Below are 12,110 nucleotides of genomic sequence, written 5' to 3' on the forward strand. Positions count from 1 at the left end.
ATGAGGCGGCGGCCTCCGCTGTCCCGGCGACGATTTTCCGAGAATGCCCCTCGCGGCTTCCTTGAGGTCGGGCGCGTCATCGGCTACGCGACTGGCTGGGAAGAGATTTCGCGGCAGCCGGCTGCGGCGATCATCACCGGGAGAGACTGGATGGCGGACAAGGTTCGTGTTGGCCTGATCGGCTGCGGCTTCTATGCCGCGAACCATCTCAATTCGTGGCGGGAGCTGGCGGCGGAAGGCGCGTCGCTGACGGCGGTGTGCGATGTCGATCCGGCCAAGGCAAAGGCAGCCGGCGAGGAATTCGGCGTGCCTTGCTATACCGAAGCGGCGAAAATGCTCGACGCGCATGAACTGGAGCTGGTCGACATCGTGACGCGCCGCGACACGCATCGTCCGCTCGCGGAGCTGACGATCGCGCGCGGCATCGCCACCGTCGTCCAGAAGCCGTTCGCCCCGAGTTGGGAGGATTGCGTCGCTATCGTCGAGGCTGCGAAGAAAGCCGATGTCTGGCTTGCGGTGCATGAGAATTTCCGTTTCCAGACGCCGATGCGCAAGGTCAAGGCGGTGATCGACAGCGGCGCCATCGGAACGCCGAGCTGGGCGCGCATCAGCTTCCGCACCGGCTTCGACGTCTACAAGACGCAACCCTATTTCTACGACGAGGAACGCTTCGCCATCGACGATGTCGGCATCCACGTGCTGGATCTGGCGCGCTATTTCATGGGCGAGGTGGAGCGGATTTCCTGCGAGACGCAAAAACGCAATCCGAAAGTGCGGGCCGAGGATACGGCGACCATGATGCTGCGCCATGCCAGCGGTTCGGTCAGCATCGTCGAATGCACCTATGAGGCCCGCCGCGCGCCGGAACCGTTTCCGCAGACTTTTCTCGAGATCGAGGGCGAGCGCGGGTCGATCATCGTCGGCCTCGATTTCAGGATGAAGGTCATTGTCGGCGACAGGATCGAGGAGACTGACATCGGCTCTCCGCTGCGGTCATGGACGAGCGACCGCTGGCACGTCGTGCAGGAGGGCGCCTTCAACGCCTGCCAGCATTTCCTGCGCACGAGCCGCGCCGGCATCGAGGCCGAGACGAGCGGCGCCAACAATCTCAGGAGCTATGCGCTTGTCGATGCAGCCTATCGCGCTGCCGAAGAACATCGCGCCGTGAAGCCCGAGGCGTGGAAAGGCTGACCGAACGAAAATGCCGGGCGTCCGCGTCCGGCAACATTCCGTCGGGGCTGCTCGTTCAATGCCCAGATACGGGCAGCGCCGAGGGCGTCTCGGCGGCCGGAGCAGGGGAGGGCGTCTCGTGCTTCGCTTCGCCGCGATGCGCCAGGAAAGTGTAGAACATCGGCACCACGAAGAGCGTGAACATGGTGCCGACCAGAATGCCGGCGAAGATCACCAGACCCATGGAGTACCGCGCGGCCGCGCCAGCGCCCTGCGCGGTGATCAGCGGCACGACGCCGAGCGCCATGGCCGCGGTCGTCATCAGGATCGGACGCAGGCGCACCTTGGCAGAGGCGACGATGGCGTCCCTGATCGAGAGGCCGTGGTCCTCGCGCTGCTGGTTGGCGAATTCCACAAGAAGGATGCCGTGCTTGGTTATGAGTCCGATCAGCGTGATGAGGCCCACCTGCGTGTAGATGTTCAGCGTGCCAAGGCCGAGATTGAGCGGCAGGATGGCGCCGAATATCGACAGCGGCACAGACATCATGATGATGAGCGGATCGCGGAAGCTCTCGAACTGCGCGGCGAGCACGAGGTAGATCACGACGATCGCAAGACCGAAGGCGATGGCGATCGTCGACCCCTGTTCCTTTTCGAGACGCGACTGGCCCGAATAATCGATGAAGAAGCCGGACGGCAGCAACGGGCGCGCAATATCCTCGATGACCTGCAGGCCGTCGCCGGTGGTGACGCCGGGCAGCGGCAATGCGGCGATCGTCGCCGAGTTCAGCTGGTTGAACTGCTCGATGGAGGCCGGCGAGGAGTTGGTGCCGATATTGATGACGGCGGACAGCGGCACCATTTCTCCGTTCGTGCTGCGCACGAAGAAGTCGCCGAGCTTCTCCGGCGTCCGGCGGTATTCGTCCGGCACCTGGAGGATGATGTCGTAGCTGTTCGAGTCGCGGTCGAACTGGGCGACCGCTCCGCCGCCGACCAGCAGGCCGAGCGTCCGGCCGATGTCGCTGATCGGGAGGCCCAAAGCCGCGGCGCGGTCGCGGTCGATGGTGATCGTCACCTGTGGCGCGTCGAAGGACAGCGAGTTCTGGACGATGATGAAGCGCCCGCTCGCCTGCGCCTTCTCCTTGATCTGCTCGGCGATCTCGAAGACCTGGCTCGGATCGCCCGTCGACTGCACGATCATGGAGATCGGAAGCCCGCCGCCGCTGCCGGGCAGGGTCGGCGGCGCGAAGACCAGCGCCTCGACGCCGGCGACCTTCGAAATGCGGGCCTGAATGTCGGCCTGCAACTCCTTCTGGCTGCGCTTGCGCTCCGACCAGTCCTTGAACGACCAGATGGCGAAGCCGGAATTGGTCTCGCCGCCGAAGCCGACGATCGAGAAATTGACCTTCAGCTCCTCGAGGTCCTTCGTCAGTTCCCGCATCTGATCCGTGTAGCGGGAGGTGTATTCGCTCGTCGCGTAGCGCGGCCCCGTCACGAGGGCGAAAAGCGCACCCTGATCTTCCTCGGGGGCCAGTTCGCCCGATGTCTTGGTGAACATGAACGCGGTCACGGACACCAGCGCAATCACGATCATCAGCGTCACCGGACGGTATTTCAGCGAACCGGAAACCAGCCGCTCATAGCGATTGGCAATGCGGTCGAAGGTGCTGTCGACGAAACGCTGGAAGCGGCTGTGATTGCCGGCCTTCAGGATGCGGGCGGACATCATCGGCGTCACCGTCAATGCCACGAATCCCGAAATGACCACCGCGCCGGCGAGCGTCAGCGCGAATTCGCGGAAGAGCGACCCGGTGAGGCCGCCGGTGAAGGCCAGCGGCGCGAACACCGCCGCAAGCGTGATCGTCATCGCCACCACCGGGCCGACGATCTCCGACATGCCCTTGAACGCCGCCTGCATGGGCGACATGCCTTCCTCGATGTGGCGGTGGATGTTCTCCACCACGACGATGGCATCGTCGACGACCAGGCCGATGGCGAGCACCATGGCGAGCAGCGACAGGAGGTTGATCGAATATCCCATGGCGAAAAGCATGAAGCAGACGCCGATCAGCGACAGCGGGATCGTGACGACCGGCATGAGCACCGATCGGAACGAGCCGAGGAAGAGCAGGATGACCACGATGACGATGGCGACGGCTTCGCCGATGGTCTTGAAGACCTCCTCGATCGAGGCGCTGATCGTTTCCGTCGAGTCGTAGACAAGCGTGATCTTCATGCCGTCCGGCAGGCTGTTCTGGATGGCGGGCAGTTCGTCGATGACGGCCGACGCGGTGTTGAGCGGATTTGCCGCCGGTGTCGGAAACACACCGATGAAGGTGCCCTGCTGGCCGTCGAAGTTGACGATCGTGTCGGTGCTTTCAGCGGCGAGTTCCACGCTCGCCACGTCGCGCAGGCGCACGACGCCGTTTCCGTCCGACTTCAGCGGGATCGCGGCGAACGCCTCGGGAGACTGCAGCGTGGACTTCAGCGTGATCGAATAGGCGGTGTTGGCGTCCTTCGTCTTTCCGGGAGCGGACAGGAAGTTCGAGCTGTTGATCGCCGCCAGCACCTCGGCCGCCGTCATCTTGCGTGAGGCGAGCTTGATCGGATCGATCCAGACGCGCATCGAATATTCGGCGGCGCCGAGCACCTGCACCTCCGCGACGCCCTCGATGGTCGACATGCGCGGACGCAGGACGCGCTCGATATATTCGGTGATCTGCTCCGGCGTCATGTTGGGATTCTGGATCGCAAGGTACATCAGCGCGAACTGCTGGCCGGTGCCCTTGACGATGACGGGGTCCTCCGCGTCGTTCGGCAACTGGCTGCGCACGCCCTGCACCTTCGACATGACCTCGGTCAGCGCAACGTCCGGATCTGAGCCCAGCTTCATCTGGACGGTGACGATGGAGACGGACGGGCGGCTCTGCGATGTTACGTAGTCGATGTTTTCCGTCGTCGCGACGGCGCGCGCGATCGGCGCCGTGATGAACCCCTGAATGAGGTCCGGGCTGGCGCCGGCATAGGTCGTGGTGATGGTCACGACCGTTTCCTCGACCTCCGGATATTGGCGGACCGAGAGGTTGAACAGGCCCTGGAAGCCCAGCAGCAGGATCATGAGGGCGGTCACCGTGGTGAGCACGGGCCGCCGGATGAAGAGATCCGAAAAGCTCATTGGTCGCTCGCCGTCTTCGTCGGTGTCTGCGGGGTCACGGTGTTGTCGACGCGAACCGGCGTGTTGTTCGAGAGGCGGTTCTGGCCGGCGGTGACCACTTCGTCGCCGGCGGCGACGCCCCTGGTGATCTCGACGGTGCCGTCGTTGCGGCGGCCGGTCGTGACGAAGACCTGCGACACGGAAAGTGCGGGGGCCTGCTCGGCCGACGGGGTGTTTCCGGTTGCGGCCGGTGCCGCCGCCGGTTTCACCACGAAGACGAAGTCGCCGTAGAGACTGTTGACCAGCGCCGTGTCCGGAATGGCGATCACGTCGTCTTCCTTCGGCAATTCGACACGCACCTGAACGAACTGGCCGGGGCTCAGCTTGCCGTCGGGATTGGTGATCTCGGCGCGAACCGAAACGAGTCGGCTCGACGGGTCCACCTTGGGCTCGATGCCCCTGATCGTTCCCTTGAACGGCCGGTCGTCGGCGGAAACGCCGAAGGAAACCGGCTGCCCGATCTTGAGCAGCGCAAGCTGCTGTTCGGGCACGGCGAAATCGGCGCGCATCGTGTCGAGATCCTGGAGGGTCGCCACGACCGTGCCGGGCTGGACGAACTGGCCGAGCTCGATGCGCGGTATGCCCATGGTGCCGGCGTAGGGTGCGCGCAGCTGCTTCTGGTCCAGCACCGCCTGCAGCTTGGACACCTGCGCGGCGGAGGTTTCGGATGCGGCGCGCGCCGAATCGGTCGTGACCTCGGAACCGACACCGCGCTTCTGCAGTTCGACGGCGCGGTCCAGAGCCTGCTTGTCCAGCCGGGCCTGCGTCTGCCCGGCCTCGAGATCGGCGCGCTGCACCGCATCGTCGAGCTGGACGAGGACCTCGTTGTCCTGAACCCGCTGGTTGGCGTCGAAGAAAATGTCCTTGACGATGCCCGTCGTCTCGACCGTGAGATCGACGCCGCGGGCGGCGCCGACGGTGCCGATCGTCTCGATGCCGGGCGTCCAGGCGGCGGGCTCGATCTTGACCGTGGACACCGTCACCTGCGGCACCGGCATGGAGGCGAAGAAATCCTGTATCGCCTTGTCGCGGAACATGTTGAAGCCGACGATGCCGCCGACCACGACGGCGAGCAGAACGAACGCGATGATGAAGCGCTTGATCAAGGCGATCCCCAAACGAATGCGTGCCCGTCAAGGGCACTCGGACCAACGTTACTGTACCGTCTGGACGGTATTGTCAATCTGGCCTACAATTTTCGCAGGACGGAGTCGCTCATGTGACACAGATAAGAACAAGCTCAAAAGACAGAATCCTCTCCGCGGCGGCAGATGTGGCGCGCGAGGCGGGCGCCGGCAACCTTTCGCTGGAAGCCGTGGCGGCGCGGGCGGGGGTCTCCAAAGGCGGCCTGCTCTATAATTTTCCCACGAAGGCTGCGCTGATGCGCGCTTTGGTGGAATCGTTCCTGACCAGGTTTGAAACCGAGCTCGACGCGGCCACGCAAGGCCCCGGCGCGCGAGACGGCCTGCTCGAAGCCTATATCAAGCTCTCGGCGATCGAATGCGACGAAACCCGGCCAGGCGCGGCGGGTGTGCTCGCGGCGATCGCGGAAGACCCTGATTTCCTCAAGCCCATCGCCGCGTTCAAGCGCAGGCTGCTCGACAGGCTGAAGGACGACACGCCGGATGTCGAAACGCTGCTGCTGGTTTATCTGGCGCTTGAAGGCATGCGCAGCATGAAGCTGTTCGACAGCGATGTGTTGACCCACGAGGAGCGCGAGCAGGCGATCGCGGCGATGCTGAAGCGGGTCACGCAAACCTGTTGAGTTTCGACGTTCCGCTTTGACCCTGTGTGCGGTGCCGGCTACTTTGCTCCGGCGCAACAAGGGGGCGTGATTTGCGTTTCCGGATGACTGTACGACGCCTTCCTTTCCTGGCCGGCGTGGCTCTGGCGATGCCCGCTCCGGCCTTTGCCGCCGAACTGCCGGGGGAGGCGATGTCGCTCCTGTGGGCCATTCCGTTCGCGGGCATTCTCGTCTGCATCGCGACCGGCCCGCTGCTCTATCACCGTTTCTGGGAGCATCATTACGGCAAGATCGCCCTTGCATGGGCCTTGCTGGTCATCGTCCCGTTGGCCGCCGCTTTCGGCTTTCCGGCGATGCTGACGGCCGTGCTGCATACGGTGCTGCTGGAATACCTGTCCTTCATTATCCTGTTGTTCGGGCTGTTCACGATTTCGGGCGGCATTCTCGTCGCCGGCAACATCCACGGCACCCCATGGACGAACGCGCTGATACTGGTCATCGGCGCCATCCTCGCTTCGGTGGTCGGAACGACAGGCGCGTCGATGATTCTCATCCGCCCGATCATCCGCGCCAACGACAACCGGCGTTTCAACGCCCATGTCATCGTCTTCTTCATCTTCCTCGTCTCCAACATCGGCGGCTCGCTGACGCCGCTCGGCGACCCGCCGCTCTTCGTCGGCTTCCTGCGCGGCGTCGATTTCTTCTGGACGACGACGCATCTCTGGCTGGATACTCTCCTTGTCGCGGGGATCGTGCTGGCGGTGTTTCTGGTGATCGACATTGCCCTCCACCGCCGCGAGGTCGGCGCGCCGAAGATCAAGGACCCGACGCCGGATTCGAAGATCCGCATCAAGGGGCTTGCCAACATCCCGCTGCTGGTCGGCGTGATCGCGGCGATCCTGATGTCGGCGGCATGGAAGCCGGGCGTCGAGTTCACCATTCACGGCGTTCATGTCGAACTGCAGAACGTCGTGCGCGACGTCCTCATTCTCGCGCTCGCCGGCATCTCGCTGAAGATCACAAGAAAAGAATACCGCGCGGCGAACGGCTTTACGTGGGGGCCTATCGCGGAGGTGGCGAAGCTCTTCGCGGCCATCTTCATCTGCATCATACCGGTCATCGCGATCCTGAAGGCCGGCATGAACGGCGCGATGGCGCCGCTGGTCGAACTGGTGACGCGGCCGGACGGTTCGCACAACGATCTGGCCTATTTCTGGATGACCGGCGTGCTGTCGTCCTTCCTCGACAATGCGCCGACCTATCTCGTCTTCTTCGAGCTTGCCGGCGGCGATCCGGTGGAGTTGATGACGACCCACGCGACGACGTTGGCCGCCATCTCGGCCGGCGCGGTGTTCATGGGCGCCAACACTTATATCGGCAATGCGCCGAACTTCATGGTCTACGCCATCGCCCGGGAGCGCGGCGTCCGCATGCCGAGCTTCTTCGGCTACATGCTGTGGTCCGGCGCGATCCTGATTCCCGCCTTCATCATCGCCGGCTTCATCTTCTTCTAGAGATTCAAGGCGTCCGGCGACGGAAGAAGGAGTCGGTTCAGGAGCTTAGGGTCAGATCCTGACCCTAGCGCTGCTCCTTCAGGAAGGTTTCGATGCTTTCTGCGTCCAGCCCCGCCTCGGCGGCAATGCGCCGGGCGAGTTCCGCTGCAGCGGCGCGGGGTCTGCCGGACGGCCGATCCATCCAGTAGGACACCGGATTGAGCACCGTGCGATCGTCGACCGGCACAATCAGACCGGCTTCGATCTGCGACGTCGCGAGAGGCGGGCGCGCGAGGGCCACGCCGAGCCCGTTGGCCGCCGCCGCGAGCACCAGATTGTAGTCCTCGAAACGCCTGTCCTGCGCACGCGGGAAATACTCCCTCCCATGCGCCGCCAGCCAGGCGCGCCAGGGCGCTGCGTCGGAATCATGGATCAGCGGATATTTCAGGATGGCATCCGGCCCGCCTTTGGCGATGTCGGCGGCAAGTGCGGGCGAGGCGATAGGGAAGCACTGCTCCTCGAACAGTTTTATCGACACGCGACCCGCGACGCCGCCGCGTCCGCAGCGCATGGAAAGGTCGATGCCTTCTTCATCCAGGTCGATCTGCCTGATGTCGACATCGAGGACGATGCGAAGCGGAGTCCCTGTGGTCTCCAGCTTCTTCAGACGCGGCATGAGCCAGAGACCGCAGAGCGAGGGTATGGTCGCCAGCCGGACGACCGAGCCGCCGCGCGGCTCGGTCCAGCGGTCGGTGTTGTCGGCGATCAGCGCGAAGGCTTCAGCCGTGCGGATGAACAGCCGGTTGCCCTCGATGGTCAGCGATACGCCGCGGGCGCCGCGCTCGAACACCTTGAAGCCCAGCCAATCCTCCAGTTTTGCAATCTGCCGGCTGACGGCGCCGTGGGTGACGTTCAGCGTCTCCGCGGCCGCCGAGAAGCTGCCGCCGCGCGCGGCAGCCTCGAAAGCCCGGAGGGTGTCGAGCGGCGGCAACTGGCGCAAGCTGTGATCCATAGTCACAGCTGATGCTTGAATTCGTCGTTTGTCAATCATCTTCCGAAGAGGCAAGAGAGGTGTGAACGGAGATGAAATCATGAACGCCGAGGCGACGCTTTCCAGGGCGGGACATTCCATCGACTGGATCACGGTGGCTGCCGTCGGCACGACCGTGATCGGCTGGGCTTCCGCCTTTCCCGCAATCCGCGCTGGTCTCGTCGCCTTTGGTCCAGCGGAGCTTGGGGCGTTGCGGTTTCTGATTGCGGCGCTGCCTGCCGCGCTCTTCCTTGTCATCGTCCGCCCCGGATTGCCGAAGCTCGCCGAGGCGTGGCGCTTCCTGTTCGGGGGCGCCGTGTTCGTCGCGCTCTATACGACGCTGCTCAATTTCGGCGAACTCACCGTATCCGCCGGTGCCGCAAGCTTCATCATCAACGTCAGTCCGGTGCTCACAGCCATCCTTGCCATCTTCATACTCGGTGAGCGGTTTCGCGCGCTGGCATGGCTCGGCACGGCGATCTCCTTCGGCGGCGTCGGGCTGATCGCTCTCGGCGAAGGCGGCGGCCTGACGCTCAATCAGGGAACCCTGCTCATCCTCGGGGCGGCTTTGTGCACGACGCTCAACACCATCGTGCAGAAGCCGCTCTTCGCCGATCACAAGCCGCTCGTCGTCGCCGCCTGGAACCTGATCATCGGCGCTGTGTTCCTGTCGCCCGTCCTGCCGGGCGCATTCGCCGAAGCTGCCGTAGCCGACCTGGTGAGTCTTCTGTCGCTGCTGTTTCTGGGCATCGTCTCCAGCCTTGTCGCCTACGGGGCGTGGGCCGTCGCGCTGTCGCGCCTGCCTGCGGCGCGGGCCAGCAACTATCTCTACTGCATCCCGCCGGTCGCCACCGTGATCGGTTTCCTCTGGCTCGGCGAGGCGCCGGGAACGCTCGGCCTCATCGGCGGCGCGCTGGCGCTCGGCGGCGTCATTCTCGTCAACAGATCGAAGTGAGACCGGGACGGCGCGGACTATGCTTCGCGCCAGGCCTGTCCAAGCACGCGCAGCCAGTTCTCACGGCAGAGCTTTTCCATTTCCTCGTCGCCATAGCCGGCCTTGCGCAGCGCCTCGATGAGGTTCTGCAATCCGGCGGCGTCCCGAATCTCCCTTGGCACCATCGCCCCGTCGAAATCGGAGCCGATGGCGACGCAGTCGATGCCGGCGCGCTCGACCATGTGGTCGACGTGGCGAACCATATTGTCCAACGGCGTCTCGCCAAGCTCCTGTCCATCGGAGCGCAGCATGGTCACGGCGAAATTCAGCCCGGCCAGCCCTTTGCGCTCCCTGATGGCGTCAAGCTGCCGGTCGGTCAGGTTGCGCGCCACCGGCGTCAGCGCATGGGCGTTGGAGTGGCTGGCGACCGGCGGCTGGTCGCTCAGTTCCACCACGTCCCAGAAGCCCTTTTCGGTGATGTGCGAGAGATCGATCAGAATGCCGAGCCGGTTGCACTCCCTGACAAGCGCCTTGCCCGCGTCGGTCAGGCCCGGTCCGGCATCGGGACTCGCGGGGTAGGCGAAGGGAACGCCATAGCCGAAAATGTTGTTGCGGCTCCAGACCGGGCCGAGGCTGCGCAGCCCGGCGCCATAAAAGAGTTCGAGCGCGTCGAGGTCCGCGCCGATCGGCTCGCACCCCTCCATATGCAGCACGGCGGCAAAGACCCCGTCCTCCATGGCGTCCCGGATGTCGGCCGTGGAGCGGCAGAGCTTCCAGACGCCGGCGCGGTCGAGTTTTAGCGCGATCGCCGCCTTGGCGACGGCGATGTCGAGCGACGGCTGACGGTCGAGCGGCGGCGAAAGCCGCGTTGCGTATTCGCCCCTGTTGTTCGGCGGGCTGAGCGTCAGCGGCGCGGAATTCGGGATATAGATCGCGCACAGCCCGCCGGCGAGGCCGCCTGCCTTGGCGCGGGGCAGGTCGATATGGCCGGCGGTCGTGCCATTGACCATCTCGGCGATGGGATCGCCGCCAGCGGCGGCGTTTCGCCAGAGACGCAAAAGCACGTCGTTGTGACCGTCGAATACCAGTTCCATGCAAAGCTCCAGATTTGCCGGCGATCATCGGGGTGAAAACCGGCATGGCAAGAAAAATGTTGAGTGCCAGGACGTCTGTCCTGCCTCCCTGCCTGCGACTGATTGACAGGTCTTGGCACAGGCGTCTCCGCTGTACGTCTGCGCCGCAATCTGGTAGGACCAGATCGGAGAGAATTCATGGAGGAGCATGTGAACATCCAGGCCGCTGCCGGCCAGAAGCCCGGCATTCCGTTCGACCAGGCCCGCGTTGATCGCATCATGGAGGAACAGGGCATAGACGTGCTCGTCGCCACGTCGAAGCACAACGTCCAGTACCTTCTCGGCGGCTACAGGTTCATCTTCTTCTCCGCCATGGATGCGATCGGTCACAGCCGATACCTGCCGATCGTCATCTATGAGAAGGGCAGACCCGAGCACGCCGCCTACATGGCCAACAAGATGGAGGGTCATGAGCATCAGGTGCATCCGTTCTGGGTGCCGAACCTGCATACCAGCTTCTGGGGCAGCGTCGATGCGGCCGAGAAGGCTGCGGCGCATCTGAAGAGCCTCGACCTCGGCAATGCGCGGATCGGATACGAGCCGGGCTTCATGCCTTCGGACGCCTATGCGGTGATCGCGGCAGCGGTGGGCAACAAGCAGCTTGTCGACGGCACGGGGGCTTTTGAGCGCATCCGCGCGGTCAAGTCACCAGAGGAGCTCGACCTGCTCAGACAGGCGTCCGAGCACATCACCGACTCCATGCTTGCGGTGTTCGCCGGCTCCGGCGAGGGCTCGACCAAGGAGGAGATCGTGCAGGCGCTTCGCACCGAGGAGACGCGGCGGGGCCTTCAGTTCGAATATTGCCTCATTACCCTCGGCTCCAGCCACAACCGCGCCGTTTCCGACGCAGCATGGAAGAAAGGCGAGGTGATGTCGCTCGATTCCGGCGGCAATTATCGCGGCTATATCGGCGATCTCTGCCGCATGGGCGTTTTGGGCGAGCCCGACGCGGAACTGGAGGACCTGCTCGGCGATATTCTCGAGGTGCAGGAAAAGGCGATCGCGCAGGCGAAAGCGGGGAATCCCGGCTCTGCCGTGGTCATGGCCGGCGAACAGACTCTGGCGAAGAAGACGCATATCGCACCCTTCACGGATTTCTTCACGCACGGCATGGGCCTGATCTCGCACGAGGCTCCGTTCCTGATGACCAATCACCCGGTCGCCTATGAAGGCGTGGACGCGTCCCGGCCGCTGGAGGCAGGTATGGTGATCTCCGTCGAGACGACGATGCTCCATCCCTCGCGCGGCTTCATCAAGATCGAGGACACGGTCGCGATCCATGAGGGCAGGGCGGAACTGGTCGGTGACCGCGGCCGCGGCTGGAACCGCGGCGGAACGGCGCGCTGAGCGATTTCCGCGCCGTGATTTGACAAGGCATTGAGCCCTGCCTAA

The 12,110-nt window shown here is 64.2% G+C and carries 9 protein-coding genes; 5 read left to right on the forward strand and 4 right to left on the reverse strand.

Going from position 1 to position 12,110, the window contains the following annotated elements; genetic code table 11:
• Positions 1–1,191, forward strand: a complete 1,191-nt coding sequence (locus M9955_23590; protein MCO5084629.1) for a Gfo/Idh/MocA family oxidoreductase — start codon at positions 1–3, stop codon at positions 1,189–1,191.
• Positions 1,192–1,246: 55 nt separating this feature from the next.
• Here the strand turns inward: M9955_23590 and M9955_23595 are convergent, their stop codons facing one another.
• Positions 1,247–4,345, reverse strand: coding sequence for an efflux RND transporter permease subunit (locus tag M9955_23595; GenBank protein ID MCO5084630.1), 3,099 nt, complete (start codon positions 4,343–4,345; stop codon positions 1,247–1,249).
• Positions 4,342–5,490 (reverse strand): efflux RND transporter periplasmic adaptor subunit, encoded by a 1,149-nt coding sequence (locus M9955_23600; GenBank protein MCO5084631.1) that lies wholly within the window; start codon positions 5,488–5,490, stop codon positions 4,342–4,344. Before M9955_23600 ends, M9955_23595 begins: the two co-directional genes overlap by 4 nt.
• A gap of 113 nt (positions 5,491–5,603) precedes the next feature.
• Here M9955_23600 and M9955_23605 point away from each other — a divergent pair, with 113 nt between their 5' ends.
• Both M9955_23605 and M9955_23610 read left to right on the forward strand, forming a co-directional pair.
• Complete coding sequence (locus tag M9955_23605; GenBank protein MCO5084632.1) at positions 5,604–6,149, forward strand: TetR/AcrR family transcriptional regulator; 546 nt, start codon at positions 5,604–5,606, stop codon at positions 6,147–6,149.
• Between the two features lie 83 nt (positions 6,150–6,232).
• Positions 6,233–7,642, forward strand: coding sequence for a sodium:proton antiporter (locus tag M9955_23610; GenBank protein ID MCO5084633.1), 1,410 nt, complete (start codon positions 6,233–6,235; stop codon positions 7,640–7,642).
• Between the two features lie 64 nt (positions 7,643–7,706).
• Here M9955_23610 and M9955_23615 read toward each other — a convergent pair whose 3' ends face one another.
• A complete protein-coding gene (locus M9955_23615; GenBank protein ID MCO5084634.1) occupies positions 7,707–8,633 on the reverse strand; it encodes a LysR family transcriptional regulator in 927 nt (308 codons plus the stop codon).
• Positions 8,634–8,712: 79 nt separating this feature from the next.
• On the opposite strand from M9955_23615, the gene M9955_23620 reads away from it, so the two are divergent.
• A complete protein-coding gene (locus M9955_23620) occupies positions 8,713–9,606 on the forward strand; it encodes a DMT family transporter (protein MCO5084635.1) in 894 nt (297 codons plus the stop codon).
• Between the two features lie 17 nt (positions 9,607–9,623).
• Here M9955_23620 and M9955_23625 read toward each other — a convergent pair whose 3' ends face one another.
• The gene (locus M9955_23625) at positions 9,624–10,679 is read right to left on the reverse strand and encodes a dipeptidase (GenBank protein ID MCO5084636.1); all 1,056 of its coding nucleotides are present in this window, start codon (positions 10,677–10,679) and stop codon (positions 9,624–9,626) included.
• 177 nt (positions 10,680–10,856) lie between these two features.
• Between M9955_23625 and M9955_23630 the strand changes: the two genes are divergently transcribed.
• Entirely contained in the window at positions 10,857–12,065 is a 1,209-nt protein-coding gene (locus M9955_23630; protein MCO5084637.1) for a Xaa-Pro peptidase family protein, read from the forward strand.
• Positions 12,066–12,110 lie beyond the last annotated feature (45 nt).

The sequence above is a fragment of the Rhizobiaceae bacterium genome (assembly GCA_023953845.1).
Classification (GTDB): Bacteria; Pseudomonadota; Alphaproteobacteria; order Rhizobiales; family Rhizobiaceae; genus Arvimicrobium.

Coding starts and splice junctions, on each gene's coding strand:
- M9955_23625 (MCO5084636.1), bottom strand. CDS start 10,679: ATGGAACTGGTATTCGACGGTCACAACGACGTGCTTTTGCGTCTCTGG.
- M9955_23630 (MCO5084637.1), top strand. CDS start 10,857: ATGGAGGAGCATGTGAACATCCAGGCCGCTGCCGGCCAGAAGCCCGGC.
- M9955_23610 (MCO5084633.1), top strand. CDS start 6,233: ATGACTGTACGACGCCTTCCTTTCCTGGCCGGCGTGGCTCTGGCGATG.
- M9955_23595 (MCO5084630.1), bottom strand. CDS start 4,345: ATGAGCTTTTCGGATCTCTTCATCCGGCGGCCCGTGCTCACCACGGTG.
- M9955_23590 (MCO5084629.1), top strand. CDS start 1: ATGAGGCGGCGGCCTCCGCTGTCCCGGCGACGATTTTCCGAGAATGCC.
- M9955_23615 (MCO5084634.1), bottom strand. CDS start 8,633: ATGGATCACAGCTTGCGCCAGTTGCCGCCGCTCGACACCCTCCGGGCT.
- M9955_23620 (MCO5084635.1), top strand. CDS start 8,713: ATGAACGCCGAGGCGACGCTTTCCAGGGCGGGACATTCCATCGACTGG.